Annotated in this window: 28 protein-coding genes, 1 tRNA gene and 1 riboswitch; of the genes, 10 read left to right on the top strand and 19 right to left on the bottom strand. The window is 71.6% G+C overall.

What is annotated here, in order from left to right:
- Positions 1–32: 32 nt before the first annotated feature.
- Positions 33–1,424 (bottom strand): DUF445 domain-containing protein, encoded by a 1,392-nt coding sequence (locus AB0L45_RS02780; protein ID WP_365835342.1) that lies wholly within the window; start codon positions 1,422–1,424, stop codon positions 33–35.
- 252 nt (positions 1,425–1,676) lie between these two features.
- Between AB0L45_RS02780 and AB0L45_RS02785 the strand changes: the two genes are divergently transcribed.
- Complete coding sequence (locus tag AB0L45_RS02785; RefSeq protein WP_365835344.1) at positions 1,677–2,966, top strand: SGNH/GDSL hydrolase family protein; 1,290 nt, start codon at positions 1,677–1,679, stop codon at positions 2,964–2,966.
- Positions 2,967–2,988: 22 nt separating this feature from the next.
- Here the strand turns inward: AB0L45_RS02785 and AB0L45_RS02790 are convergent, their stop codons facing one another.
- From AB0L45_RS02790 to AB0L45_RS02805, 4 genes are all read right to left on the bottom strand, one after another.
- Positions 2,989–3,696 (bottom strand): DUF1707 domain-containing protein, encoded by a 708-nt coding sequence (locus tag AB0L45_RS02790; protein WP_365835346.1) that lies wholly within the window; start codon positions 3,694–3,696, stop codon positions 2,989–2,991.
- Between the two features lie 17 nt (positions 3,697–3,713).
- Positions 3,714–4,754: an ATP-binding cassette domain-containing protein gene (locus AB0L45_RS02795; protein ID WP_365835348.1), complete on the bottom strand. Its 1,041-nt coding sequence runs from the start codon at positions 4,752–4,754 to the stop codon at positions 3,714–3,716.
- 8 nt (positions 4,755–4,762) lie between these two features.
- On the bottom strand, positions 4,763–5,527 hold the full coding sequence (locus AB0L45_RS02800; RefSeq protein ID WP_365835646.1) for an ABC transporter permease: 765 nt from the start codon (positions 5,525–5,527) through the stop codon (positions 4,763–4,765).
- Between the two features lie 70 nt (positions 5,528–5,597).
- Positions 5,598–6,395, bottom strand: a complete 798-nt coding sequence (locus tag AB0L45_RS02805) for an ABC-2 family transporter protein (protein ID WP_365835350.1) — start codon at positions 6,393–6,395, stop codon at positions 5,598–5,600.
- A 295-nt stretch (positions 6,396–6,690) separates the two neighbouring features.
- Between AB0L45_RS02805 and AB0L45_RS02810 the strand changes: the two genes are divergently transcribed.
- Positions 6,691–9,123 (top strand): transglycosylase domain-containing protein, encoded by a 2,433-nt coding sequence (locus AB0L45_RS02810; protein WP_365835352.1) that lies wholly within the window; start codon positions 6,691–6,693, stop codon positions 9,121–9,123.
- 60 nt (positions 9,124–9,183) lie between these two features.
- On the opposite strand, the gene AB0L45_RS02815 is transcribed toward AB0L45_RS02810, so the two are convergent.
- From AB0L45_RS02815 to AB0L45_RS02825, 3 genes are all read right to left on the bottom strand, one after another.
- Positions 9,184–9,504: a multidrug efflux SMR transporter gene (locus AB0L45_RS02815; protein ID WP_030023730.1), complete on the bottom strand. Its 321-nt coding sequence runs from the start codon at positions 9,502–9,504 to the stop codon at positions 9,184–9,186.
- Positions 9,505–9,538: 34 nt separating this feature from the next.
- Positions 9,539–9,604: riboswitch (guanidine-III (ykkC-III) riboswitch) on the bottom strand.
- A gap of 114 nt (positions 9,605–9,718) precedes the next feature.
- Entirely contained in the window at positions 9,719–10,021 is a 303-nt protein-coding gene (locus AB0L45_RS02820) for a co-chaperone GroES (protein WP_174856576.1), read from the bottom strand.
- A 101-nt stretch (positions 10,022–10,122) separates the two neighbouring features.
- On the bottom strand, positions 10,123–10,443 hold the full coding sequence (locus AB0L45_RS02825) for a DUF3618 domain-containing protein (protein WP_365835354.1): 321 nt from the start codon (positions 10,441–10,443) through the stop codon (positions 10,123–10,125).
- A 192-nt stretch (positions 10,444–10,635) separates the two neighbouring features.
- On the opposite strand from AB0L45_RS02825, the gene bcp reads away from it, so the two are divergent.
- Positions 10,636–11,103: a thioredoxin-dependent thiol peroxidase gene (bcp, locus tag AB0L45_RS02830; RefSeq protein ID WP_365835356.1), complete on the top strand. Its 468-nt coding sequence runs from the start codon at positions 10,636–10,638 to the stop codon at positions 11,101–11,103.
- A 199-nt stretch (positions 11,104–11,302) separates the two neighbouring features.
- Here bcp and AB0L45_RS02835 read toward each other — a convergent pair whose 3' ends face one another.
- Positions 11,303–12,706: a HAMP domain-containing sensor histidine kinase gene (locus AB0L45_RS02835; protein WP_365835358.1), complete on the bottom strand. Its 1,404-nt coding sequence runs from the start codon at positions 12,704–12,706 to the stop codon at positions 11,303–11,305.
- Positions 12,706–13,212, bottom strand: coding sequence for a hypothetical protein (locus AB0L45_RS02840; RefSeq protein WP_365835360.1), 507 nt, complete (start codon positions 13,210–13,212; stop codon positions 12,706–12,708). Before AB0L45_RS02840 ends, AB0L45_RS02835 begins: the two co-directional genes overlap by 1 nt.
- Before the next feature lie 547 nt (positions 13,213–13,759).
- Between AB0L45_RS02840 and AB0L45_RS02845 the strand changes: the two genes are divergently transcribed.
- The 4 genes from AB0L45_RS02845 (at position 13,760) to AB0L45_RS02860 (ending at position 16,909) form a co-directional block, all read left to right on the top strand.
- A complete protein-coding gene (locus AB0L45_RS02845) occupies positions 13,760–15,298 on the top strand; it encodes an MFS transporter (RefSeq protein ID WP_365835362.1) in 1,539 nt (512 codons plus the stop codon).
- Positions 15,299–15,457: 159 nt separating this feature from the next.
- The gene (locus AB0L45_RS02850) at positions 15,458–16,120 is read left to right on the top strand and encodes an HNH endonuclease signature motif containing protein (protein WP_365835364.1); all 663 of its coding nucleotides are present in this window, start codon (positions 15,458–15,460) and stop codon (positions 16,118–16,120) included.
- Positions 16,117–16,776: an HNH endonuclease gene (locus tag AB0L45_RS02855; RefSeq protein ID WP_365835366.1), complete on the top strand. Its 660-nt coding sequence runs from the start codon at positions 16,117–16,119 to the stop codon at positions 16,774–16,776. Before AB0L45_RS02850 ends, AB0L45_RS02855 begins: the two co-directional genes overlap by 4 nt.
- Positions 16,777–16,826: 50 nt before the next feature.
- Positions 16,827–16,909, top strand: a tRNA-Leu gene (locus AB0L45_RS02860).
- Positions 16,910–16,957: 48 nt separating this feature from the next.
- Here AB0L45_RS02860 and rdgB read toward each other — a convergent pair.
- The 5 genes from rdgB to AB0L45_RS02885 all read right to left on the bottom strand — a co-directional run bounded on the left by rdgB (position 16,958) and on the right by AB0L45_RS02885 (position 19,608).
- Positions 16,958–17,560 carry an RdgB/HAM1 family non-canonical purine NTP pyrophosphatase gene (rdgB, locus tag AB0L45_RS02865; protein ID WP_365835368.1) on the bottom strand — a complete coding sequence of 201 codons (603 nt, stop codon included), beginning with the start codon at positions 17,558–17,560 and terminating at the stop codon, positions 16,958–16,960.
- 35 nt (positions 17,561–17,595) lie between these two features.
- Positions 17,596–18,039, bottom strand: a complete 444-nt coding sequence (locus AB0L45_RS02870) for a hypothetical protein (protein ID WP_365835370.1) — start codon at positions 18,037–18,039, stop codon at positions 17,596–17,598.
- Positions 18,040–18,187: 148 nt separating this feature from the next.
- Positions 18,188–18,352, bottom strand: a complete 165-nt coding sequence (locus AB0L45_RS02875) for an SCO1431 family membrane protein (protein ID WP_365835372.1) — start codon at positions 18,350–18,352, stop codon at positions 18,188–18,190.
- Between the two features lie 153 nt (positions 18,353–18,505).
- Positions 18,506–19,237: a ribonuclease PH gene (rph, locus tag AB0L45_RS02880; RefSeq protein ID WP_365835374.1), complete on the bottom strand. Its 732-nt coding sequence runs from the start codon at positions 19,235–19,237 to the stop codon at positions 18,506–18,508.
- A 137-nt stretch (positions 19,238–19,374) separates the two neighbouring features.
- Positions 19,375–19,608, bottom strand: coding sequence for a glucose PTS transporter subunit EIIB (locus tag AB0L45_RS02885; protein WP_003986022.1), 234 nt, complete (start codon positions 19,606–19,608; stop codon positions 19,375–19,377).
- A gap of 226 nt (positions 19,609–19,834) precedes the next feature.
- On the opposite strand from AB0L45_RS02885, the gene AB0L45_RS02890 reads away from it, so the two are divergent.
- Positions 19,835–21,145, top strand: coding sequence for a PTS transporter subunit EIIC (locus AB0L45_RS02890; protein WP_365835376.1), 1,311 nt, complete (start codon positions 19,835–19,837; stop codon positions 21,143–21,145).
- Positions 21,146–21,437: 292 nt separating this feature from the next.
- Positions 21,438–22,706: a PTS transporter subunit EIIC gene (locus AB0L45_RS02895; protein WP_365835378.1), complete on the top strand. Its 1,269-nt coding sequence runs from the start codon at positions 21,438–21,440 to the stop codon at positions 22,704–22,706.
- A 223-nt stretch (positions 22,707–22,929) separates the two neighbouring features.
- Here the strand turns inward: AB0L45_RS02895 and AB0L45_RS02900 are convergent, their stop codons facing one another.
- Positions 22,930–23,682, bottom strand: a complete 753-nt coding sequence (locus AB0L45_RS02900) for an MBL fold metallo-hydrolase (RefSeq protein WP_365835380.1) — start codon at positions 23,680–23,682, stop codon at positions 22,930–22,932.
- Positions 23,683–24,071: 389 nt separating this feature from the next.
- On the opposite strand from AB0L45_RS02900, the gene AB0L45_RS02905 reads away from it, so the two are divergent.
- Positions 24,072–24,578, top strand: a complete 507-nt coding sequence (locus AB0L45_RS02905; RefSeq protein WP_365835382.1) for a type II toxin-antitoxin system PemK/MazF family toxin — start codon at positions 24,072–24,074, stop codon at positions 24,576–24,578.
- Positions 24,579–24,641: 63 nt separating this feature from the next.
- On the opposite strand, the gene AB0L45_RS02910 is transcribed toward AB0L45_RS02905, so the two are convergent.
- From AB0L45_RS02910 to AB0L45_RS02920, 3 genes are all read right to left on the bottom strand, one after another.
- A complete protein-coding gene (locus tag AB0L45_RS02910) occupies positions 24,642–25,592 on the bottom strand; it encodes a cysteine synthase (protein ID WP_365835384.1) in 951 nt (316 codons plus the stop codon).
- Positions 25,592–25,897 carry a MoaD/ThiS family protein gene (locus AB0L45_RS02915; protein WP_365835386.1) on the bottom strand — a complete coding sequence of 102 codons (306 nt, stop codon included), beginning with the start codon at positions 25,895–25,897 and terminating at the stop codon, positions 25,592–25,594. The genes AB0L45_RS02910 and AB0L45_RS02915 overlap by 1 nt, the downstream gene beginning before the upstream one ends.
- 157 nt (positions 25,898–26,054) lie before the next feature.
- Entirely contained in the window at positions 26,055–26,168 is a 114-nt protein-coding gene (locus AB0L45_RS02920) for a putative leader peptide (protein ID WP_365835388.1), read from the bottom strand.
- Between the last annotated feature and the right edge of the window lie 86 nt (positions 26,169–26,254).

Raw genomic sequence — 26,254 nt, forward strand, 5'->3', positions numbered from 1 at the left:
GCGGGAGACTTCCAGAGGCGGCGTCCCGCGGGCTACCCGCCCAGCACCCGCGACACCGTGTAGATGCACAGCCCGGCGAGCGCGCCGACGACCGTGCCGTTGATCCGGATGAACTGGAGGTCGCGCCCGATGTGCGCCTCGATCTTCTTCGAGGTGTGGTCGGCGTCCCAGCTCGCGACGGTGTCGGTGATCAGCGAGGTGATCTCGGCGCGGTACGTCGTCACGACGTAGACCGCGGCGCCCTCCAGCCAGCCGTCGACCTTGTTCTGGAGCCGCCCGTCCCGGGCCAGCCGCTGCCCCAGCGACAGCAGGGCCGACCGGGTGCGCTGCCGCAGCTCGCTGTTCTCGTCCTCGGCGGCCGCCACGATCATGGTGCGGACGGAGCCCCACGCGGAGGCGATCAGGTCCTGCACCTCGCCGCGCCCCAGCACCTCCGACTTCAGGCGCTCCACCCGCTCCCGGGTGTCGGTGTCGGACTGGAGGTCGCCCGCGAAGTCCTTGAGGAAACGGTCCACCGCGCCGCGCGCCGGGTGCTCGGGCATGTCCCGCATCTCGGTGACGAACCGCAGCAGCTCCTTGTAGACCCGCTCGCCGACCTTGCGGTCCACGAAGCGCGGCGTCCAGCCGGGGGCGCCGCCGGAGACCGCCGTCATCACCGAGTCGCTGTGCGAGGTCAGCCAGTCGTGGGCCCGTACGCAGATCAGGTCCACGACCCGCCGGTGCCCGCCGTCCGCGACCACCTTCTCCAGCATCTTGCCGAGGCCCGGCGCGACCTCCTGCGCGTCGGCGCGGCGGGTGATCGCCTCGCCGACCACCGCCTGCACGTCGGAGTCGCGCAGTACGGTCAGCGCGCCGCGCAGCGCGGTGGACAGCTCCGCCGTCACCCGGTCGGCGTTCTTCGGCTCGGCGAGCCAGGCGCCCAGCCGGCGGCCGATGCCGACCTTGCGCAGCCGCTGCCGGACCACCTCGCCGGACAGGAAGTTCTCGCCGACGAAATCGCCGAGGCTCACCCCGAGCTGATCTTTCTTCGTCGGGATGATCGCGGTGTGCGGGATGGGCAGCCCCAGCGGGCGCTTGAACAGGGCGGTGACCGCGAACCAGTCGGCCAGCGCGCCGACCATGCCCGCCTCGGCCGCCGCCGCGACGTAGCCCGCCCAGCCGCCCGCGCCGGCGGCCTTCGCCCAGGTGGCGAGGGCGTACACCAGGGCCACGCCGAGCAGCAGCGAGGTGGCCAGGGTCTTCATGCGCCGTACGCCGCGCCGCTTCTCCTCGTCCGCGGGGCTGTACGGGAAGCCGCCGGGCGGTACCGGGCCGCGGATCCGGCCCGTGCCCGCGTGCGCGCCGCCCGGCGGTGTCCCGCCCGGTCCCGCGGCCGTATCCGCCCCGGGAACCACGTCCGTCTTCATCCGTTCCATCCGCTCCACCCGCTCACCCGATCGGACCGTACGTAACGACAGCTGCCCGTTCCGTGCCGGTACGTGCGTTCAACTGTGTCCTACTCCGGCGGCGAACCACGAGTTCCCGCTCCCGGCCCGCCGGGGCGGACGCGGGGCGCCGGGCGGTCCGCCGGGCCCGCGTGGCAGCATGAGAGACCGCTCGGACCGCGCCGCTGACCCCACGCTGCCCTGTGCCCGCCCGGAGCACGCCGCTCCGCGTTCCCCAGGAGACCGTCCCGCATGTCCACCAGAGGGGGCCGCACCCTGTTCGCCGCCCTGGCGGCGCTGGCCACGCTCGTCACCGCCGTGCTCCTGCTCGTCCCGGGCGAGGACGCCGCGCCCCCCGCGGACGGCCGGCCGGCACCCGCCGCCGACCGGTGGGCCGGTACGTGGTCGGCCGCCGCCGCGGCCCTCGAACCCGGCAACCACGACGGCTACGCGGGCACCTCCCTCCGCAACGTCGTGCACACCAGCATCGGCGGCACCGAGGCCCGCATCCAGCTCTCCAACCTCCTCGGCACCCGCCCGCTGACCGTCGGCCACGCCTCCCTCGCCCGCGCCGCCGCGCCGGGCACCCCCGCCACCGCGCCCGGCACGCTGCGCGGGCTCACGTTCTCGGGGCGGCCCGCCGTGACCGTCCCGGCGGGCGGCACGGTCACCAGCGACCCGGTCCGGCTGACCGTGCCGCCCGCCGCCGACCTCCTGGTCACCACCTACATCCCCGTCCCCTCCGGGCCCGTCACCTACCACCCGCACGCCCGCCAGACGTCCTACCTGGCGCGCGGCGACCGGACCACGGACACCACCGGCGCCGCCTACCGCACAAAGGTCACCTCCTGGCGCTATCTGACCGGCGTGGACGTCCGCGGCCCGCACACCGACGGCACCGTCGTCGCCATCGGCGACTCGATCACCGACGGCAACACCTCCACCCCCGACGCCAACCACCGCTGGCCGGACTTCCTCGCCGCCCGGCTGCGCACCGAGCCGGGCGCGCCCCGCTACGGCGTCCTCAACCAGGGCATCAGCGGCAACCGTCTGCTCACCGACGGCAACCGCTGGTCGGTCAGCGGCGGGCCGAGCGTACGGTCGCGGCTGGAGCGCGACGTGCTCTCCCGCGCGGGGGTGAAGTCGGCCGTCGTCGAGATCGGCCTCAACGACCTGTTCAAGTCGCCGCGGCAGCTCGACCCGGAGCAGCTGGCGGACGGCATGCGGGAGATCGTGCGGCGGGCGCGGGCGCGCGGCATCCGCGTCATCGGCAGCACGCTCACCCCGTTCGGCGGCCACCGCGGGTACCGGCCGGAGCTCGACGCCGTACGGCAGGCACTCAACGCGAAGATCCGCGCCGGCGCGGTCTACGGGGCGTACGTGGACTTCGACAAGGCGCTGCGCGACCCGCACGACCCGCTGCGGCTGCGGCCCGCCTACGACTCGGGCGACCACCTGCACCCCAGTGACGCGGGCTACCGGGCGATGGCCGGCGCGGTGGACCTGCGGCAGCTCACGGGAGCGGCCGCGACGGCCTCCTGACGGAGGCCGGGCGGACGGGCCGTCAGCCCAGTTCCTTGCGGCGCCGCTCCGGCACCGCGCGCCGGTCCGGCTCCCCGCCCAGCGCCTGCTCCGCCCGGCGCTCGCGCTCCAGCCGCTGCTTGGCGAGCTTGGACATCTTGCGCCGGACCCCGACGCCGGCCATCATCGCGAACCCGGTGATCTTCACGCGCGGCGCGCCCGGCTCCCCCGGCTCACCGTCGCCGTTGTCGAAGCCGCCCATGAAGCCCCAGCCGGTCACCTGCACCTCGACACCCGGCGGCACCACGACGTCGATGCCGCCCATCAGCGCGAAGCAGCGCACCGTGATCTCGGCGGCCTCGAAGTGCGCGTCGCGCAGGTCGATCTCGCCGCCCGCCTGGAACACCCCGGCGGTGAACGTCCGCGGCGCCGTCCAGCGCCCCTTGCGCGAGAAGCCGCTCCAGAAGGCGAAGGCCCCGCGGGAGGACGGCTCGCCGCCGATCCGCTCCCGCCAGGACAGCGCCCCCGAGCCGCCGGGGCGGGCGGGCGCCGCCCGGTCGTCGTGCGGCTGCGGCAGGTCCGCGACCAGCGGCTTCAGCGCACCGACCGTACGGGCCTGGTAGGCGGCGGTCAGCCGCTCGTCGAACTCCGCCATCTCCAGGCGCCCCTCGGCCAGGGCCTCCCGCAGGATCTCGGCGACCCGCTCGCGGTCGGCGTCCGAAGCGCGCAGATCGGGGAGTTCGTCAGTCATACGGACAGATTAACGCCTCAGGGCGCCGTACTGTCCGCGTACATACGGGAGATGACGTCCTCGATGTCCGGCTCCCGCACCGACAGGTCCACCAGCGGATACCGCTCCGCCACCGCCGAGACGACCGGCGCCGCGCTCTGCGCCGCCGGGAACGCCAGCCACTGCCGCGGACCTTCGACCTTGACCGTACGGGCGCCGGGCACACCCTCGATGGGCGGAAGCTCCCGTTCCAGATCCACCACCAGCATCCGTTCGCTGCGCCCCACCGCGTGCAGCCCCTCCAGCCCGCCGTCGTACACCAGCCGCCCGTGGTCGATGACCATCACCCGGCGGCACAACTGCTCGATGTCGGTGAGGTCGTGCGTGGTCAGCAGGACGGTGGTGCCGCGCTCCGCGTTCACCTCGCGCAGGAAGCCGCGGACCCTCGCCTTGCTGATGACGTCCAGGCCGATGGTCGGCTCGTCGAGGTAGAGCACCTCCGGGTCGTGCAGCAGGGCCGCCGCGATGTCGCCCCGCATCCGCTGGCCCAGCGAGAGCTGCCGCACCGGGACCGGCAACAGCCTGCCCAGGTCGAGCAGTTCGACGCAGCGCTCCAGGTTGCGGCGGTACACGGCGTCCGGCACCCGGTACATCCGCCGCACCAGCTCGTAGGAGTCCTTCAGCGGCAGGTCCCACCACAGCGTCGTACGCTGCCCGAAGACCACCCCGACGCGGCGCGCGAGCCGGGTGCGCTCACGCGCGGGGTCGATGCCCGCCACCCGCAGCCGGCCGCCGCTGGGCACCAGGATGCCGGTGAGCATCTTGACGGTGGTGGACTTCCCCGCGCCGTTCGGACCGATGTAGCCGACCATCGCGCCGCGCGGCACCTGGAAGCTGATGCCGTCGACGGCCCGCACCTCCTCGCGCACCCGCCGCAGCCGCCCCGCCTTGCGCCGTACATGGAAGACCTTCTCGACGCCGTCCAGCTCGATGAAGCCGGGCTCGCCGTGGCGCTCCGTCCCGTCCCGCCCCGCTGCGCGCCCGCCGCCCGGCGCCACGTCCCGCGTACCGACTCGCATACCGTCCCTCAGCTCCCCGTGCTCCGATAGTTCCGCAGGCCCGCCCGCCAGGCCAGCCAGGCCAGTCCACACATCGCCGCCGCCACCGCGGGCCCCAGGAAGTCCACCCAGCCCGGCAGCCCGAGCGGATCGTCGCGGCCCAGCAGGCGCAGCGCGGGCAGCCAGTTGACGAAGGCGAGGGGGACGAGGAACGTCACGCCGCGCACCAGGTCCTCGGCGAAGACGGTGGGCGGGTACTGGAGCATCGTCGACCCGCCGTACGTGAACGAGTTCTGCACCTCGGCGGCGTCCTGCGCGACGAACTGGAACGCGGCCCCCAGCGTGAAGACCGCCCCGAAGATCACCGCGCCGCACAGCAGCATCATCGGCACCAGCAGCACCGTGCCCGGCGTCCAGTCCACCTCCAGCAGCGGCAGCGACCAGCCCATCACCAGCAGCGCCTGCAGGATCCGGCCGAGCCGGCGCAGCGCGAAACGGTCCGCGGCGACCTGCGCGAAGACCGGTACGGGCCGCACCAGCAGGACGTCCACCGTGCCGTCCCGGACCCTGGACCCGAGCCGGTCCATGCTGCCCAGCGCCAGGTCCGCCAGGCCCAGCGCGGCGTTGGACGTGCCGTACAGGAACGCCACCTCGGGCAGCGAGAACCCGCCGAGGACGGTGATGTGCGAGAACATCAGCAGGATGGCCACGAAGTCCAGCCCGGTGGCGGCGAAGTGGCCGAGCGCGGTCAGCAGGAAGGACGTCCGGTAGGCGAGCGTGGAACGTACCCACATCGCCACGATCAGCCCGTACGCCCGCAGCCCCGCCCCCAGCCGCGGGACCACCCCGGTACGCGCCCACTCCTCAGCCACCCTGCACCACCACCTTCCGCGTCGCCACGGACTGCACCAGCCGCCCCGCCACCAGCAGCACCACCGCCCACCCCGCCTGGAAGGCCAGCGCCCGCGCCACGCCCACGCCGTCGTGCACCTCCAGCAGGACGTCGGCCGGCACCTGGAGCATCGAGGCCCACGGCAGCAGCCGTACCACCTCCCCGAAAGCGCCGGGGAAGACGGTCAGCGGCAGCACCATCCCCGAACAGAACATGCACAGCAGCCCGGCCACCATCCCCACCCCCGCGCCGTCCAGCAGCCAGAACGACGTCAGCGCCACGAGGTAGCGCAGCGCGAAGCCGACCACCACCCCGAGCGCCACCGACACCAGGAACAGCAGCCAGGTCACCGGCGAGGCGGGCAGCGCCGACGGGAAGACCAGCGTGCCCACCGCCATCGGCACCAGGCCCCGGCCCAGCAGCTGGAAGGCGGCCCGCCCGAGGTCCGCGGCCAGCCACCACACCTGGAGGTCGGCGGGCCGGTACAGGTCGACGGCGATGTCCCCGCTGCGGATGCGCTCCTGGAGCTCGTCCATGCCGCCGCCCATGAGCAGCCCGGTGGCCGCCAGCAGCGCCTGGCCGATCCAGACGAACGTCAGCGCCTGCGGCAGGCCGTAGCCGCCCAGCTGAGGACGCTCGGTCCACAGGGCGATGTAGGTGTAGGCGATGATGAAGCCGAAGACGGTGTTGGTGAAGACACCGGAAGCGGTGGCGATACGGTAGGTGGCATAGCGCCGGAAGCTGCCGGACGCGACGGCTGCGTACAACACGTACGGCGCCTCCCGTACCTGACGGCGCGCCACTTCGGCGCGGAGCACAGGAGCCTAGTGCGGCGCGCCGGGGCCCGGCCACGCATTTATTCACCCGTTCCGGTGAGACTTACGACCCGTTCGGCCGGTCACGGAGCGGTCACAGGTGCGCGCCGCCCCTCGTGAGTGAAGGGCATGATGCGAGAGTTTCGTATCGGGCGACAGTTCCTTTTCCGGCTTTGAACGCGAATCGCCCGACACGTCACCGATCCGCCGCGGTACAACCCTCGGCGGCGGCCGAGGAGTCCATACAGACATGAGTGACGATCCGCAGCAGGACGGCAAGGCCGGCCCCCGCGTACCGAGGTGGGCCGCGCGCTCCGGGCGGCCGGCGGCCGCCGACGGCACCGCCGCCCAGGAGGGCCCGGCGGCCGGCGCGGAGGCCGGGGCCGGCAAGGGCGGCAAGGGCCGCCCGAAGCGCACCGGCTGGCGGCGGGCCCTGCCCACCTGGCGGATGGTGCTGGGCGGCTTCCTGCTCATCCTGCTGCTGATCGCGGGCGGCCTCGTCGCCGGGTACATGCTCGTCCCCATCCCCGCCGCCAACCGGGCCGCCCAGGCACAGAGCAACGTCTACCTGTACGCCGACGGCAGCCAGATCGCCCGCGACGGCAAGGTCAACCGCGAGAACGTCCCGCTGAGCCAGGTGCCGAAGACCACCCAGGAAGCCGTACTGGCCGCCGAGGACCGCGACTTCTACTCCGAGTCCGCCGTCGACCCCGTCGCCATGCTCCGCGCCGCGTGGAACACCGTCACCGGCAAGGGCAAGCAGTCCGGCTCCACCATCACCCAGCAGTACGTGAAGAACTACTACCTCGGCCAGGAGCAGACCGTCACCCGCAAAGCCAAGGAGTTCTTCATCGCGATCAAGCTGGACCGCGAGCGCAGCAAGTCCGAGATCCTGGAGGGCTACCTCAACACCAGCTACTACGGCCGCAACGCGTACGGCATCCAGGCCGCCGCCCAGGCGTACTACAGCAAGAACTCCGACCAGCTCACCACCGCCGAGGGCGCCTACCTCGCCACCCTGCTCAACGCGCCCAGCGCGTACGACGTCGCCACCCACCCCGAGAACCGGCAGCGCGCCCTGGACCGCTGGAACTACGTCCTGGACGGCATGGTCAAGAAGAAGTGGATCAGCGAGTCCGAACGGGCCACGCTGACGTTCCCCGCCCCCGGGAAGGCCAAGCCGCCCACCGGCCTGTCGGGACAGCGCGGCTACCTGGTCGAAGCGATCAAGGACTACCTGACCAACAACAAGATCCTCGACGATCAGACGCTGGCCGCCGGCGGCTACCGCATCACCACCACCCTCGACAGGAAACGCCAGGACGCCCTGGTCGAGGCCGTCGACAAGAAGCTGATGCAGCACCTCGGCACGTCCGGGGCGGACCGCTACGTACGGGCCGGCGGCGCCTCCATCGACCCCGCCACCGGCGACGTCGTCGCCATGTACGGCGGCATCGACTACGCCAAGCAGTACGTCAACAGCGCCACCCGCCGCGACTACCAGGTCGGCTCCATCTTCAAGCCGATCGTCTTCACCTCCGCCGTCGCCAACGAGGCCGTCACCCAGGACGGCAACAGGATCACCCCGAACACGGTCTACGACGGCACCAACAAGCGCGAGGCGGTCAGCAACGGCCGGCGCGTCGGCTTCGCCCCCGAGAACGAGGACGGCCGCTCCTACGGGCCGATCACCGTCTCCACCGCCACCGACAAGTCCGTCAACGCCGTGTACGCCCAGATGGGTGTCGACGTCGGCCCGGAGAAGGTCAAGGAGACCGCCATCGACCTCGGCATCCCCAAGGACACCCCGAGCCTCGGCTCCTCCCAGGGCGCCATCTCCCTCGGCACCGCCACCCCCAGCGTCCTGGACATGACGCAGGTGTACGCCACCCTCGCCAACCACGGCAAGCAGCACGCGTACAGCCTCGTCGCCAAGGCCGCCAAGGGCGGCGAGACCGTCGAGCTGCCGGACCGCGGCGCGAAGACCGCGGTCCCCCGCAACGCCGCCGACACCACCACCTCCATCCTGCGCAGCGTCATCGAGAGCCCCGGCGGCACCGGCGCCGCGGCCCGCGCCGTCGGCCGGCCCGCGGCCGGCAAGACCGGCACGGCCGAGAAGGACAAGGCCGCCTGGTTCGCGGGCTACACCCCCGACCTGGCCACCGTCGTCGGCGTCCTGGGCCAGGACCCGGACACCGGCGCGCAGAAACCGCTGTACGGCGCGGCCGGCCAGGCCCGCATCAACGGCGGCGGCTACCCCGCCGAGATCTGGGCCGCGTACACCTCGGCGGCCCTGGAGGGGAAGCCGGCCAAGGACTTCGACCTGGACCTGGAGGAGGGCGCGAGCCAGGCACCCAGCGAGTCACCGTCCACCTCGCCCGGCGAGTCGCCGAGCACCAGCGCGGCCCCGCCCACCGACACCCTCCCGCCCACCGGCCCGACCGGCACCCCGCCGACCAGCGGCCCCACCACGGCCCCCGGCCCCAGCTTCCCGACGTTCCCGACCCAGGAACCGACCACCGGCCCCACCGACGACTGGCCCACCGTGGAGCCGCCCGCCGGTGGCGCCGAGGGCGCGATCGGCGGCGGTGGCCGGGGCGGCATCGGCGGCGGGATGGGCGGCGGCATGGGGGGCGGGTACGACGGAGGGTACGGGGGGTGGGAGAACTTCCCAGGGGCTTGAGGCGGGGGCCTGGGGCGGGGCCTTGAGGTTCTTGAGGCGGGGTGCGGCCCTACGGCCGCGTCAGTGGCCGGACGTCATCTTCAGCCCCACCACCGCCACCAGCAACAGGCAGATGAAGAAGATCCGCGCGGCGGTGGCGGGCTCACCGAGCACCAGCATGCCGACGACCGCGGCACCCGCCGCGCCGATGCCGACCCAGACGCCGTACGCGGTGCCGATCGGCAGGGTACGGGCGGCGTACGAGAGCAGCACCATGCTGGCGACGATGCCCGCGCCGGTGAAGACGCTGGGCCACAGCCGGGTGAAGCCGTCGGTGAACTTCATACCGATCGACCAGCCGACCTCCAGCAGACCGGCGACGGCGAGCAGGATCCATGCCATGACGGCACCTCCGTGGAAAACGAGCTTCTACAGGGGTGCGTCGTCTTGTCGTGACCCGGTACGGCGCGTCTCGTCGGGATGCTTCCGACCCTAGCAAAAGGCACGCAAAACGGGCGGTGACCCTGGTCACCGCCCGCTGTCGCCTCCGTACGGCCGTACACATCCGTACAGCCGTACGCCTTTGGGATGTGTACGGCCTCACCGCTGCCGCTTTCTACAGGTACAGCCCCGTCGCGTCCTCGGCGCCCTCCAGGCGCTCCGCCGCCACCGCGTGCAGGTCGCGCTCGCGCATCAGCACGTACGCGACACCGCGCACCTCGACCTCGGCCCGGTCCTCCGGGTCGTACAGCACCCGGTCGCCGGGCTCCACGGTCCGTACGTTCTGCCCCACCGCGACCACCTCGGCCCAGGCCAGGCGGCGGCCGACCGCCGCGGTCGCGGGAATGACGATGCCGCCGGTCGAGCGGCGCTCGCCCTCGGCGATGTCGGTACGGACCAGCACCCGGTCGTGCAGCATCCGGATGGGCAGCTTGTCGTGGGTGTCCTTGGCGTTATTCGGGCTCACGGCAAGACGGTACCTGGCCGCACGGCCGCACACCGCCCGGCCCGGGCCCGTACCTAGGAACGGCGGCGCTTCGAGCCCACCACCAGCAGCCCGACGACAGCCACCCCGATCATCGCCAGCGGCACCACCCGCTCCAGCCGGGGCGCGCCGTCCTCCGCCACGAGCTGGGCGCGGAGGTCCGAGACCGCGCGGTTGGCGGCCACGTACGCCCGGCCCGCCGTGCGGTCCACGGCCGCCGCCGTCTTCGCCTTCGCGTCCCCCATGATCGTCTTCGGGTGCAGCCGCACACCGATCTCGTCGAGCGTCACGGCAAGCTCCTGCCGCCTGCGGACGATGTCCTTCTCGATCTGCGCAGGGGTCCTGGCTTCCGACACCGCGCTGCCTCCGGTCGTCTCGATCCGTCTCCGTCCGGACAGTCTGTCAGCACCACCGCCCCGCCGCCCCACAGCACCCCCTTTTCGGGCGGCTCAGTAATCTCGGGGCGTACCGCAAACAGGGGCGCGACGCGCTCGCGCACCCGCCACCCCGTACGTGTTCCCCGCGTGCCGCCCACCCCAAGGAGAGCCATGAGCGAGCGACTGCAGCCCGGCGACACCGCCCCCGCCTTCACCCTCCCCGACGCGGACGGCAAGCAGGTCTCGCTCGCCGACCACAAGGGCCGCAAGGTCATCGTGTACTTCTACCCGGCCGCGCTGACCCCCGGCTGCACCAAGCAGGCCTGCGACTTCACCGACAACCTCGACTTCCTGGCCGGCCACGGCTACGACGTCATCGGCATCTCCCCCGACAAGCCGGAGAAGCTCGCGAAGTTCCGCGAGAAGGAGGAGCTGTCGGTCACCCTGCTGGGCGACCCCGACAAGCAGGTCCTGGAGGCGTACGGCGCCTTCGGCGAGAAGAAGCTGTACGGCAAGGTCGTGACCGGCGTGATCCGCTCCACGGTGATCGTCGACGAGGAGGGCAAGGTCGAGCGCGCCCTGTACAACGTGAAGGCCACCGGCCACGTCGCCAAGATCATCAAGGATCTGGGGCTGTAGGAGGAACCGGGGCCGTGAGGCTTTCGGAGCTGTCGCCCGCGGCCTGACGGTCAGCGGCCTTGGCCGGGGCCGGTGCCGGGACCGGTGTCCGCGCACACCGGCCCCGGCACCGGCCAAGACCCCGGTCCCGGCACCCGGCACCCGGCACCCGGCACCCGGCACCCGGCACCCGGCCAAGGCTCCGGCCCCGTACAGCCCCCTACGAGGCCGCCACCGCGCCCCGCTCCACCACCGGCACCCGCTCCGCCCCGCCCGGCTCCACCGGCCCCGGCAGCTCCAGCACCGCCTCCGCGCCGCCGCCCTCGGCCGCACCGAACACCAGCCGGCCGCCCAGCACCTCCGCCTGCCCGGCCGCGATCGTCAGCCCCAGACCGTGCCCCGTACCGCGCTCCGGAGCCGCCGTACGGAACCGGCGCGGCCCCTCCGCGCACAGCTCCGGCGGATACCCGGGACCGTGGTCGCGTACGACGATCCGCGCGCCCTCGACCCGCACCTCCACCGGCGGCGCGCCGTGCTTGGCCGCGTTCGCCAGCAGGTTGACCAGCACCCGCTCCACCCGGCGCCGGTCGGTCTCCACCACCCGCGCCGGACCCACCACGACCACCTCGACGCCCGAGATGCCGCGCACCACCTCCGCCCGGCCCACGATCCCGCGCACCAGCGACGGCAGGTCCACCGCGTCCAGCTGCGCGGACTCCACGCCCGCGTCCAGCCGGGACACCTCCAGCAGGTCCTCGACCAGGTTGCGCATCGTCTGCGCCCGGTCCCGCACCAGCTCGACGGCGCGCTCGTGCGGCAGCAGCTCGGCCGCCGCGACCAGCCCCGCCACCGGCGTCCGCAGCTCGTGCGCCACGTCGGCGGTGAACTTGCGCTCCGCCTCCACCCGCGCCGCCAGCGACGTCGCCATGTGGTGCACCGAACGGCCCAGCTCGGCCACCTCGTCCCGGCCGCCCGCGGCCAGCGCGTCCGCGTCCGGCGGCTCGCCCGCCGCGATCCGGCGCGCCGCGGCCGCACTGTGCCGCAGCCGCCGCGACAGCCGCTGCGAGACGAACCACGACACGCCCGCCATCAGCACCACCGTGCCGATGCCCGCGATCAGCAGCGCCCGGTCCAGCGCCTCCTGGGCCGGGTCGTTGTCCGGGAACGCCGCCGACACCGACAGCGTCCGCGGCTGCGCCCCGGACCCGCCGGAACCTTCCGTCTCCGGGTCACCCGGCCCCCCCGAGCCGGAACCACCGGTTCCCGAGCCATCGGTTCCGGACTCACCGGCCCCGGAACCGCCGGCCCTGGAACCGCCGCCCACGCCGGTCGCGGCCCACACCCGCGGGTCCTCGCCCTGACTCACGTACGTACGCGACTTGCCCTCGAAGACGGCCGCCCGCAGCGGACCCGGCAGCGTCGCGTCGTCCAGCTGCGCGCCCAGCGCCAACGTGCCGTCCCGCTCGTAGATCTGCAGCGCCGAACTGAGCCGGTCGTCCTGGTACGAACGCGCCGACCGCTCCCGCTCCGCGTCCGCGATGTGGTGCACCGCGAACCCCAGCACCACCACCGCCAGCGCCGTCACACACGAAATGGCCAGCGCGATCCGGCCCCGGATACCCATCACGCGAGGTTGTACATCTCCGTCGAATCACCGAGCGGCGTCGAGCCCTCGTACGTCACCTCCAGCCCCGTGAAGGCCCGCGCGCCGTCCACCGTCTTCGCCCCGTACAGCCGGAACGTCGCCGGGAACCCGGCGTCCGTACCCGCCCCCGCCGCGGCCTTCTCCACCTGCACCACGCCCTTGCCCTCGGCCTCCGCCGTGCCGTACCGGTCCCACGTGATGCCGGTCGCCACCATGCCCGCGTCCGCACACGTCAACGTGATGACCCGCGGCTTGATCTCCGGCTCGCCGAACCCGCAGTCCCGCACCCCCGGCAGCCCGCCGGACGCCTTCCCGGACGACTTCACGTCCTGCACCGCCGACGTCTTCGGCGCCACGTCCACCGCCGACGCGCGGTCCGTCGCCTGGCTGAACCACACACCGGCGGCCGCCAGCGCGGTGACCGCGGCGAAGGTCGCCAGGGCGGTGCGCCCGCTGAACCGGCGGGAGCCTTCGCGGTCGGTCATGAACTTCTCCTTCCGGGGCAGCGGCCCCGTGCCGGCGCAGAACGGGCCACCACGTCCGAACGCATCACGCGCCACCGGGTGAACGTTCCACGCGCGCGCGAGAAACGAGGCACACGTACGCGAGGTGTCCGCAGAGCGAACGGTTCGGAGCATAAGGGCGGTTTCGATACCCGCAACTCTCCCCTCCCCGCCACACGAGCTGATTGCCCGGACGCTTCGGTGACCACGCGGCTTTGTACCAGTTCTGTAACAGCGACCGGCACACCCCTGGCGAAATCCACCACGAAACCGGGAGAAACCGCTGCGCCGGACGGCGCACGCCACGTGACGTACATCGCGTTGTGGGGTCAGAGTGGTTTGAGTCGCGCTCCACTGCGCAGGCGCACCTGTCGTACGACCACCTTTGTGATCACCGGCGACCACCCGGCGGCCGCCCCGGCCACCCGGCCCTCCGGCCACCGGCCGGCCCGGCCACCCGGACGCCCACGACCGCCGCGACCCACCTGCCGCGCATCGAGCGCGCTGACCGACCGAGAGGACTCGACTCGTGCCGACCGGCAGCACCGAAGCCGAACCCACGACCGACCGGGATCCTGCGGCGTTCAAACGCCACAGAAACCTGTTCCGTGCCGTCGCCCGCCGCCGGAACCCCCGGCTGCGCCGCACCGACATCACGGTGACCGACGAGCGCATCGTCAAACGCGCCGTGAAGGCCGCCGCGCTCGGCAACGCCATGGAATGGTTCGACTTCGGCATCTACAGCTATCTCGCGGTCACCATCGGAAGGGTCTTCTTCCCCGGCGGCAGCGACACCGCCAGTCTGCTGTCCTCCTTCGCCACCTTCGCCGTCGCCTTCCTCGTACGGCCCATCGGCGGTGCGTTCTTCGGGCCCCTCGGCGACCGCATCGGCCGCAAGAAGGTCCTCGCCCTCACCATGATCATGATGGCCGCGGGCACCCTGTGCATCGGCCTGATCCCCTCGTACGCCAGCATCGGCCTGTGGTCCCCGATCCTCCTGATCGTCTTCCGCATGATCCAGGGCTTCTCCACCGGCGGTGAGTACGGTGGCGCCTCCACCTTCATCGCCGAGTACGCGCCCGACAAGAAGCGCGGCTTCTTCGGCAGCTTCCTGGAAATGGGCACCCTGGCCGGCTACGTCGGCGCCGCCGGCCTGGTCCTGATCCTCAACACCGCACTCGGCTCCGAGACCATGCACGACTGGGGCTGGCGCATCCCGTTCCTGGTCGCCGGACCGCTCGGCCTGGTCGGTCTCTACCTGCGGATGAAGCTCGACGAGACCCCCGCCTTCCAGAAGCTCGAAGCGGTCCGGACGCACAACGGTGACGCCTCCGTCGCCGAGACCGAAGCCGACTTCTCCCACCTCTCGGAGAACGCCCCCAAGAAGAAGCTCGGCGAGATCTTCTCGCAGCAGTGGCCGATGCTGATCCTGTGCATCGCGCTGGTCGGCGCGTACAACATCTGCCACTACATGCTGCTCTCCTACATGCCGACCTACCTGACCGACACCCTCCACTACGACGAGGCGCACGGTCTGCTGATCGTCATCGGCACCATGATCGTCCTGATGTGCATCATCAGCAGCGTCGGCAAGCTCAACGACCGCTACGGCCGCAAGCCACTCCTGATGGCCGGCATGCTCGGCTTCTTCCTCCTCTCCGTCCCCGCCTTCCTGCTGGTCAAGCAGGGCAGCGTGGCCGCGATCATCCCCGGCATGCTGATGCTCGGCCTCTCCCTGGTCTGCCTCCTGGGCACCATGTCCGCCGCGCTCCCCGCCCTCTTCCCCACCAGCGTCCGCTACGGCTCCCTCTCCATCGGCTACAACCTCGCCGTCTCCCTCTTCGGCGGCACCACCCCCCTGGTCATCACCGCCCTCATGGACGGCTTCGGCGGCAACGACATGATCCCCGCCTACTACGCCATGGGCGCCGCCCTCGTCGGCGCCATCGCCGTGGCCTGCATGAAGGAAACCGCCCAACAGCCCCTGGAAGGCTCCCCACCCGCAGTAGCCACCAAGGAGGAAGCCGTAGAAATGGTCACCGCCCAGTCCCCGGACCCGCGGTTCTGATCCCTCTTCGCAGTCCGCATCGCGGCCCTCGCCCTGTTGGGCGGGGGCCGCGGTCGTTTTTTTGGGTTTATGGGCTGTTCGGCGTAACCGGGTGGGGGGTGAGGGCGTTGGACAGTTCGAGAGTGCGACACACAGCCGAAAGACATCACGGGGGTTCATATGCCGGTCAGTCCCTTTACCCGCGAGCGCTTGGCCGAGGCGGCGGCTTCGTCTCGTACGTTGTCGGAGGCGTTGGTCAAATTAGGGGTGGATCCGAAGAGTTCACGGCGTACTTACCTCCGTGAGCGCATGAGGTTGATGGCAATCGACACCTCGCACTTCGTGAGTGAGGGCGCACGCTGGACCAAAGAAGTACTGGAGCCCGCGGTGGCCTCCTCCACGAATGTCTGTGAAGTGCTGCGGTACCTCGGCATCGAGGAGGTGGGCGGCCACCACACCCACATCAGCCGCCGGATCCGGGCACTGGGGATCGACACCTCGCACTTCACGGGCAAGAGCCGCACCAGGCGGGCGACCCGGCGTCGCTCCGACGCCGGTCTGCTGGTGGAAATGCCGGCCGCAGGCGCCCGCCGGGTGCCGAGCAGCCGCTTGAAGGCGGCGATGCTGGCCCGCGGCGCCGCCGACGAGTGCACGCTGTGCGGCACGGGCCCGAACTGGCGCGGCGGCACCATCCCACTCGAGATCGACCACATCGACGGCGATTGGCGGAACAACCGGATGGAGAATCTCCGGGTTCTCTGCCCCAACTGCCATTCGGTGACGGACACCTATCGCGGACGCGCCAAAAGGGCCCGGAGCGCGCTGGCGGGTGTACGACGATGAGCAGCGGTGTGCGTTACACCAGGGAACTGCTCGACGAGGCCGCTCGCCGCTGCAAGAACATCGACGAAGTCGTCGCCTTCGTCGGTGTCCGCCCCTACCAACAGGTCCGGAGGCACATTCTCCGGCGCTTCGCCCACTTCGGCATCGACGTTTCGCACTTTGAAGCCGTGGGGCGAGGCCACCCGCGCCTCACGAAAGCGGCACTCCAGGAAGCCGTCACCTCCTCCTGTTCCGTGGCAGCGGCTCTACGGCATGTGAACCGGACTTCGAACTGCTGCACGCGCAAGCAGTTCCGGCGGTGGACCGCCGAGTACGGCATCGATACCAGCCACTTTCTGGGCCAGGCCCACCAACGGGGAAAGGTGATGCACAACAGGAAACCAGCTCACGAAATACTCAAGAAGCAGGACACCGGGCGCCGCACCGGCACATCGCAACTGCGACGGGCATTGCTGGAGACCGGCCTCGCCGACCAGTGCGCGGAGTGCGGAACCGGCCCGGCGTGGCACGGTCGGCCGATGACGCTGGAGATCGACCACATCAACGGTGACTGGAGCGACAACCGGCCCGAGAACCTCCGCCTGCTGTGCCCCAACTGTCATGCGGCGACCAGCACCTGGTGCAGGGGAGGCGACCCGCGTCGCAGAGCCCGTTGATCCGTCCGTATCCCACTGAAGCCGCCAGCCGGTACCATGGCTGGCGGCCAGTGGCCGTGGCGGAAAGGCAGACGCGCGCCGGTTTAGGTCCGGGTGAGCTTAGCTCGTGTGGGTTCGAATCCCACCGGCCACACTGGTCAGAAGGGCTGTCCCTCAGAGGGGGGCAGCCCTTCTGCTTGCTTCAGCCCAACAACTCCCGCACCACCGGCACCAGCCCCCGGAACGCCTTGCCGCGGTGGCTGATGGCGTTCTTCTCGTCGGGGGTCAGTTCGGCGCAGGTGCGGGTGTCGCCGAGGGGGGCCAGGATGGGGTCGTAGCCGAAGCCGCCGGTGCCGGTGGGGGTGTGGCGGAGGGTGCCTTCGAGGCGGCCTTCCACGACGCGTTCGGTGCCGTCGGGGAGGGCGAGGGCCGCGGCGCAGGCGAAGTGGGCCGTGCGGTGGGGGTCGGCGATGTCGGAGAGCTGGGCGAGCAGCAGGTCGAGGTTGGCCTGGTCGTCGCCGTGCCGGCCGGCCCAGCGGGCGGAGAAGATGCCGGGGGCGCCGCCGAGGACGTCGACGCACAGGCCGGAGTCGTCGGCGACGGCCGGGTGGCCGGTGGCCTGTGCGAGGGCGTGGGCCTTGAGGAGGGCGTTCTCGGCGAAGGTGACGCCGGTTTCCTTGACGTCGGGGACGTCCGGGTACGCGTCGGCGCCGACCAGTTCGACGTCGAGGTCGGCGGCGGCCAGGATGGCGCGGAGTTCGGTGACTTTGCCGGCGTTGCGGGTGGCGAGGATCAGGCGTTTCATGGGGCCCGATTATCCAGGGGCGGCGGCCGGTCCGCTCATCCCGTCGCGCAGCTCTGGGTGAGCGCGGCGGCCGCGTCACGCAGCGCGGACAGGTCGGGGGTGCGGCCGTCGCGTACGGCGTCGTCGGCCTTGCTCAGGGCGTCGCTCAGGTTGCTGAGGGCCTTCTGTACGCCGGGGTCGTCCGTCGTCTTGCGGATCTTGCCGAGGTCGTCGTTGAGGCGGTCGATGGCGCGTTCGGCGTCCTGGGGGCTGTTGCCGGCGTTGCCGAGGTCCTGGGTGAGGGAGGACAGGTCGTTGGCGAACGTGGTGGCGGTCTTGGCGCAGCCGACGGCCTTCTCGACCGCTCCGCAGGCGGAAAGCAGAGGGACGGCCAGGACGGCCGCCGCGAGGACGGCCGCGGTGGTGGCCGCGGGGCGGCGGTCAGCAGCGCGGCGGAGTGCGGTGCGGCCGCGGAGCGCGGTACGGCGGCGTAGAGCCATGGAACGGTCCTCCCCTGGGCGTGCCGGGCACGGGCGGTGCAACCGGGTACTCGTACTGGGAGAAACGCCGCCGGGCGGGGTTTTGGTTGCCGGGGCGGAGCAGCGGGCGGGGCGGCTGCCCTCGCGTCAGCGGCGGCCGCGCCGCGCGTCACATGAGGCCGGTCTGGGTGAAGAGCATGGCCAGGACGACGACGAGGGCCCAGCCGGCGACGTGTTCCAGCGGGTTGTTGCCGTCCTTGGGTCCGCCGGTGCGGGCCCGGGACACGGTGACGGAGGCGTCGGCTGCGGCAGCCGTGACAGCGGAAGTGGACATGGGTTCCACGGTGCGCGGCCGTCCGGCGTTTTCCTAGAGACGCAGATCCCACGAGAAAAAGGTCACAGGGGGACGCCAGGGGCGGAAAGGGGCGCGCCGGCCCCGCTGGTGGCGGGGCCGGCGCGTCAAGCGTCCGTACGACTGCGGTGGCCGTCAGAGCGTGCGGGCGAGGGCCTCGCGCTGGGCTGCGTCGAGGGAGGCGCAGCCGGCGACGGCCAGGTCGAGGAGGGAGTTGAGCTCCTCGCGGGCGAAGGGTTCGGCCTCGGCGGTGCCCTGGACCTCGACGAAGCGGCCGTCGCCGGTGCAGACGACGTTCATGTCGGTCTCGGCGCGCACGTCCTCCTCGTAGCAGAGGTCGAGCATCGGTACGCCGCCGACGATGCCGACGCTGACGGCGGAGACGGTGCCGATCAGCGGCTGGCGGCCGGCCTTGATGCTCTTCTTGGCCTGGGCCCAGGCGATGGCGTCGGCGAGGGCGACGTAGGCGCCGGTGATGGCGGCGGTGCGGGTGCCGCCGTCGGCCTGGAGGACGTCGCAGTCCAGGACGACGGTGTTCTCGCCGAGGGCCTTGAAGTCGATGACGGCGCGCAGCGAGCGGCCGATGAGGCGGGAGATCTCGTGCGTACGGCCGCCGATCTTGCCGCGGACGGATTCGCGGTCGCCGCGGGTGTTGGTGGAGCGCGGCAGCATGGAGTACTCGGCGGTGACCCAGCCCTCGCCGCTGCCCTTGCGCCAGCGCGGGACGCCTTCGGTGAGGGAGGCGGTGCAGAAGACCTTGGTGTCGCCGAAGGAGATCAGTACGGAGCCTTCGGCGTGCTTGCTCCAGCCGCGTTCCATGGTGACGGGGCGGAGCTGGTCGGGGGTGCGGCCGTCGATACGAGACATGGCCCCGACCCTATCGGCTCGGCAGGGGGGCGGGTTCCGGATCGGTGCGGGGTCTCGGGACGTGCGCATGCCGGAGCCCCGGTCCGTCGTCAGGGGCGACGGGCGGCCGGGGCCCGGGCGGGTGAGCGGTCAGCTGCTCACATCATGTCTTCGATCTCGGCGGCGATCGGGTCCGCGTCGGTGCCGATGACGACCTGGATGGCGGTGCCCATCTTCACGACGCCGTGCGCGCCGGCGGCCTTGAGCGCGGCCTCGTCGACGAGCGAGGGGTCGGCGACCTCGGTGCGCAGGCGGGTGATGCAGCCCTCGACCTCTTCGATGTTGTCGAGGCCGCCGAGCCCGGCGACGATCTTCTCAGCCTTGCTGGCCATGTCCACTCCTGCTTGTCTCGGCCACCGGCGGTCGGTGCCGCACGGTGCTCACACGGTAACGCACGTTCAGCCCAGTTACCTGGGCGCGTGCCCGCGCTCTGGCGAATGATGGCGACCACCCGGCAGCGCTTTCCGGGGCCCGAAACGCACCACAAGTGGTCTACACCATCAGTATGCGGTACGTACCGAGCCGGTCCGTCACGGACCGACGGCGGGGAGGATGCGGATGAGTTCGAACGCGGCAGCGGCGGGAGCGAAGAAGCGGTCGGCGGGTCTGTTCCAGGGACTTCAGAAGATGGGGCGCAGCCTTCAGCTCCCCATCGCGGTGCTGCCCGCTGCGGGCATCTTGAACCGGCTGGGCCAGCCGGACGTCTTCGGCGCGGACGGCCTGGGCTGGGAGAGTGTGGCGAAGGTGTTCGCGGGGGCGGGGGGCGCGCTGCTGGACTCCTCACTGGGGCTGCCCCTGCTGTTCGCCGTCGGTGTGGCGATCGGCATGGCGAAGAAGGCGGACGGTTCGACGGCGCTGGCCGCGGTGGCCGGCTTCCTCGTCTACTACTCGGTGCTGCACCAGTTCCCGCAGGACTGCGCGGCGGGGTCCGAGTACGCCACGGCCGGGCAGTGGGGCGGGGTGTGTGTCGACGGGAGCGGGAAGGCCACTCCGGCGGCGTTCCAGAATCCGGGGGTCTTCGGCGGGATCGTCATGGGGTTCCTGGCGGCGTGGTTCTGGCAGCGTTACCACCGGGTGAAGCTGGTGGACTGGCTGGGCTTCTTCAACGGGCGCCGGCTGGTGCCGATCATGATGGCGTTCGTGGGGCTGGCCTTCGCGGCGCTGTGCCTGTGGGTCTGGCCGCCGGTCGGTGACGCGCTGACGAGTTTCAGCGAGTGGCTGACGGATCGGGGTGCGGCCGGTTCGGGCGTGTTCGGGGTGGCGAACCGGGCGCTGCTGGTGATCGGGATGCACCAGTTCCTGAATACGTTCATGTGGTTCCAGTTCGGTGATTTCACCAAGCCGGACGGTACGACGGTGCACGGTGACGTCAACCGGTTCCTGGCGGGGGATCCGACGGCCGGGCAGTTCATCACGGGTTTCTTCCCGATCATGATGTTCGCGCTGCCGGCCGCGGCGCTGGCGATCACGCACTGCGCCAAGCGGCACCGCCGTAAGGAGATCGGCGGTCTGATGCTGTCGGTCGGTCTGACGTCCTTCGTCACGGGGGTGACCGAGCCGATCGAGTACTCGTTCCTGTTCGTCGCGCCGGTGCTGTACGCGATCCATGCGGTGCTGACGGGTGTGTCGATGGCGGTGAGCTGGGCGCTGGGCGTCAAGGACGGGTTCAGTTTCTCGGCCGGGCTGATCGACTACGTGATCAACTGGGGGCTGGCGACCAAACCGTGGCTGATCATTCCGATCGGTCTGTGTTTCGCCGTCGTCTATTACGCGCTCTTCCGCTTCGTGATCACCAAGTTCGACCTGCACACTCCGGGCCGTGAGCCGGAGGAAGTGGAGGAGGAGCTGACGAAGGAGAATACGAAGTAGGCCAGGGGAAGGGGAGAGAGGGGCGGGGCGCCGGCCGGGCGGGGCGACGGCGGGGACGATCAGGTGTCGACGAGGCGTCGGCGAGGCCCGGGCCGGAGTACGGCCCGGGCCGACCGGCCCTTGGTGCCGGGGCACTTGTAGGCCACTCGGCATGTGATCTAAACGTTGGGGAACAACGGATTCCTTTATCTGTGGGCGACATGCTAAGAATGGTCTAAACCACTGAGTGGTGTAGACCAAGCCGGCGGGCCGTCCCCTTTCTCCGAGAGCCCGCCTCACCAGGAGGAATCCGATGAGTTCGGCCACCGCTACGGCGGCTCCCGACAAGAAGCGCCGCGGCGCCGGCGCCATGGCCGTCGCCCAGCGCATCGGCCGCAGCCTCATGCTGCCGATCGCCACGCTGCCCGCCGCGGCACTCATGGTCCGGCTCGGCCAGTCCGACCTGCTCGGCCACGAGAAACTGCCCGCGTTCCTGAACAAGATCGCGGAGTTCCTGGCCGCCGGTGGCGGTGCGCTCCTGGACAACATGCCGCTGCTGTTCGCCGTCGGTATCGCCATCGGCTTCGCCAAGAAGTCGGACGGCTCGACCGGCCTGGCCGCCGTCGTCGGCTACCTGGTCTTCAGCAAGGTACTGGCGACCTTCGGTGACGACAGCCTCCCGAAGATCGCCAAGGTGGTCGACGGGAAGATCGTCGAACAGGCCGCGCCGGCCGACGCCAAGGTGCTCGGCGGCGTGGTGATGGGCATCGTGGTCGCCCTGCTCTACCAGCGTTACAGCCGCAAGAAGCTGCCGGACTGGCTCGGCTTCTTCGGCGGCCGCCGCCTGGTCCCGATCCTCGCGTCCTTCGCGGGTCTGCTGATCGGCATCGTCTTCGGTTACATCTGGCCGGTCCTCGGCACCGCCCTGCACAACTTCGGTGAGTGGCTGGTCGGCTCCGGCGCGGTCGGCGCGGGCATCTTCGGTGTCGCCAACCGCGGTCTGATCGCCGTCGGCATGCACCACCTGCTGAACTCCTTCCCCTGGCTCCAGGCCGGTGACTTCCACGGCAAGCACGGCGACATCGCGCGCTTCCTGGAGAAGGACCCCACCGCCGGCCAGTTCATGACCGGCTTCTTCCCGATCATGATGTTCGCACTGCCCGCCGCCTGCCTGGCGATCGTGCACTGCGCCCGCCCCGAGCGCCGCAAGGTCGTCGGCGGCATGATGTTCTCGCTCGCGCTCACCGCCTTCGTCACCGGCGTGACCGAGCCGATCGAGTTCACGTTCATGTTCATCGCCCCGGTGCTGTACGCGGTGCACGCCGTACTGACCGGTGTGTCCATGGCGCTGACCTGGGCGCTGGGCATGAAGGACGGCTTCGGCTTCTCGGCCGGCGCGATCGACTACGTACTGAACTTCGGTATCGCGACCAACCCGCTGGGGCTGGCCGTGGTCGGTCTGTGCTTCGCCGCCCTGTACTACGTGATCTTCCGGTTCGCGATCACCAAGTTCAACCTGAAGACGCCGGGCCGCGAGACCGACGAGGAACTCGCCGAGCTCCAGAAGGCCGAGGGCAAGTAGGCCCCGGCCGCACGCCCCCGTACGCACCAGGCCCCCGTGACCACATGGTCGCGGGGGCCTGGTGCGTACGGGGGTCTGCTGTGCTCGGGGGCTGCTGTGCTCGGGGTCTGCTGCGTACGGACCCGCCGTGAACGGACCCGCCGTGTACGAGCCGGGTGTACGGGGCGGGTCCGGCCCCCGGAGAATGGGCGCCCCGGGCCCCGGACCCCGTTCCGGCCGCGTCTCAGATCTCGTACACCGCGCCCGCCTTGGCGACCTCGACCGGCCCGTCGAAGACCTCCTGCGCGTCGCGCAGGTTGATGCCCGGGTCGGTCCACGGCGGGATGTGGGTCAGGACCAGCCGTCCCGCGCGGGCGCGCGCGGCGTGCGCGCCGGCCTCGCGGCCGTTGAGGTGGAGGTCCGGGATGTCCTCCTTGCCGTGCGTGAAGGACGCCTCGCACAGGAAGAAGTCGGTGCCCTCGGCGAGGCCGTCCAGCGCGTCGCAGACGCCGGTGTCGCCGGAGTACGTCAGCGACTTGCCGTCGTGTTCGATACGGAAGCCGAACGCTTCGACGGGGTGGCTGACCAGGTCCGTCCGGACGGTGAAGGGGCCGACGGTGAAGGTGCCGGGGGTCAGGGTCCGGAAGTCGAAGACCTCGCTCATGGCCTGGTCGGTCGGCAGGTCCGCGTGCGCGGCGGTCAGCCGGCGTTCGGTGCCGGCCGGGCCGTACACGGGCATCGGCGCGCACCGGCCGCCGTCGGGCCGGTAGTAGCGGACGACGAAATAGCCGCACAGGTCGATGCAGTGGTCGGCGTGCAGGTGGGACAGGAGTACGGCGTCGAGGTCGTAGAGACCGCAGTGGCGCTGCAGCTCGCCAAGGGCGCCGTTGCCCATGTCGATGAGCAGCCTGAAGCCGTCGGCCTCCAAGAGGTAGCTCGAACAGGCCGATTCCGTGGAAGGGAACGACCCCGAGCAACCGACGACAGTGAGCTTCATGCGGGCGTGAACCTCCGTGGCTGGGGGCGGAGCGGCGGGTCCATGCGGGGCTTCGGCGGGGGCGTGCACGGGTCCTCGCCGGTCCTCGCCCGGCGGGCGTCCTTGCCGGGTCCTGAACGGTCATTGCGGTGCCCACGAGCGTAAGGCGCGAAAGGGCCGGTGGCTCCTCCGGCGGGGCGAGCTGTGGGCGGAATCACCAGTCCGGGTGGGTGTGTACAGGAAGGCGTTCCCTACCTGTCGTTCCCCGGCGCCGTACGCCTACACGACGCCCGTACGGCGGCGCCGTCCGACCCTGTACCGCCGTGCGGTCCGGCCCCGTACGGCCGTGCCGTCCGGTCGCTCGGGCCGGTACGGTCGGGGCCGGGCCGGGATCTTGGAGGGAGCGGGCCGTGGACCTCTCACGGTGGTGGCCGGCGCTGGCCGTGGTGGCCGCGCTGGCGCTGGTGGCGGCGCTCGTCGACGGGCGGGCACGGGCGCGGGGCGCGCGGCGGCGGCAGAGCGCGCGTTTCAGGCCAAGAGCGCGGGCGCGCGGCCGTACGCGCCCCGGCGGGCATCCTCCCCGGGTCACGGAACCGGGCGCCCGCACGCCGCGGGCGCGGGAGATCTGGTGGGCGCTGGTGCCGTACGAGGACGGGCCGGGCGGGAAGGACCGCCCGTGCCTGGTGCTGTCGGTACGCGGCGGTACGGCGCAGGTCGCGAAGATCACGAGCCGGTACCACCCGGACCGCCCGGGTGTCCTGCCGCTGCCGCCCGGCACGGTCGGTGACGGTCAGGGCCGGGCGAGCTTCCTGGAGACCGACGAGCTGCGCGACGTGCCGCTACGGGACTTCCGCCGCCGCGCGGGAACGGTCGACGCGGCCCTGTGGAAGCGGGTCCGCCGCCTCACCGGGCGGTGAGGGCGCGGGCGGATGCGCCGGGGAGGACCCCGGCCCCCGCCCGGCTCCCGGCCCCCGCGCCCCTCATGCCCAGAGCTGGCCGTGCAGCGTTTCGATCGCGGCCTCGGTGGTCTCGGCGGTGTAGACCCCCGTGGAGAGGTACTTCCAGCCGCCGTCGGCGACGACGAAGGCGATGTCGGCGGTCTGCCCGGCCTTGACCGCCTTCTTGGCCACGCCGATCGCCGCGTGCAGGGCGGCGCCCGTCGAGACGCCCGCGAAGATGCCTTCCTCGGCGAGGAGTTCGCGGGTGCGGCGGACGGCGTCCTCGGAGCCGACGGAGAAGCGGGTGGTGAGCACCGACTCGTCGTACAGCTCGGGCACGAAGCCCTCGTCGAGGTTGCGCAGCCCGTAGACCACGTCGTCGTAGCGCGGCTCGGCGGCGACGATCTGTACGCCGGGGACGTGCTCGCGCAGGTAGCGGCCGACGCCCATGAGCGTGCCGGTGGTGCCCAGGCCCGCCACGAAGTGGGTGATGGAGGGCAGGTCGGCGAGGATCTCCGGGCCGGTGGTGGCGTAGTGCGCGCCGGCGTTGTCGGGGTTGCCGTACTGGTAGAGCATCACCCAGTCGGGGTGCTCGGCGGACAGGTCCTTGGCGACCCGTACGGCCGTGTTGGAGCCGCCCGCCGCGGGCGAGGAGATGATCTCGGCGCCCCACATGGCGAGGAGTTCGCGCCGCTCGGAGGAGGTGTTCTCCGGCATGACGCAGACGATGCGGTAGCCCTTGAGCTTGGCCGCCATCGCCAGCGAGATGCCGGTGTTGCCCGAGGTGGGCTCCAGGATCGTGCAGCCGGGGGTGAGCCGGCCGTCCTTCTCCGCCTGCTCGATCATGTGGAGCGCGGGGCGGTCCTTGACCGAGCCGGTCGGGTTGCGGTCCTCCAGCTTGGCCCAGATGCGGACGTCCGCGGCGGGCGACAGCCGCGGCAGGCGGACCAGCGGGGTGTTGCCGACCGCCGCCAGCGGGGAGTCGTACCGCATCAGCGCCGGCCCCGGGGGCCGCCGGACATGCCCGAGCCGCCGGCCACGGCGGGCAGGATGGTGACGCTGTCGCCGTCACTGAGCTTGGTGGAGATGCCCTCCAGGAAGCGCACGTCCTCGTCGTTGAGGTAGACGTTCACGAAGCGGCGCAGCTGCTCGCCGTCGACGAGGCGCTCGCGGATGCCGGAGTGGCGGCTCTCCAGGTCGGCGAAGAGGTCGGCGAGGGTGTCCCCGTTGCCTTCGACGGCCTTCTGGCCGTCGGTGTAGGTGCGGAGGATGGTCGGAATACGGACCTCGATGGCCATGAGAGCTCCTGTGTGAAGGCAGTGACGTGCGGGCGGGCGTGCGGGCGGCGCAGGCTCGGGGCGTGCGCCGCGGAGGCGCTGGGCGGATGGGCGCGTTGCCGGGCGCGCACGGCAGGGTGCGCGCCGGGACCGCCGCGCGGCCGGTGTACCGGCGGCGTCAGGCGGCAGCGCTGATCGGACAGATGGCGCTGGCAAGGCGGCACAGGTCGACGTGCAGCCGCGCCACAAGCAACATGCCCGGCGTCTTCTCGCTCACGTCGTCAGAAACCATGCGGTCATCGTATCGATTCCCGGTCCGGGGACTGGAACCTCGTCTTGCGATGCGGACGCCCGGTGCACACCAGGTGGGACGCGGTC

It is taken from the genome of Streptomyces sp. NPDC052496, assembly GCF_040679095.1.
Lineage (GTDB): Bacteria > Actinomycetota > Actinomycetes > Streptomycetales > Streptomycetaceae > Streptomyces.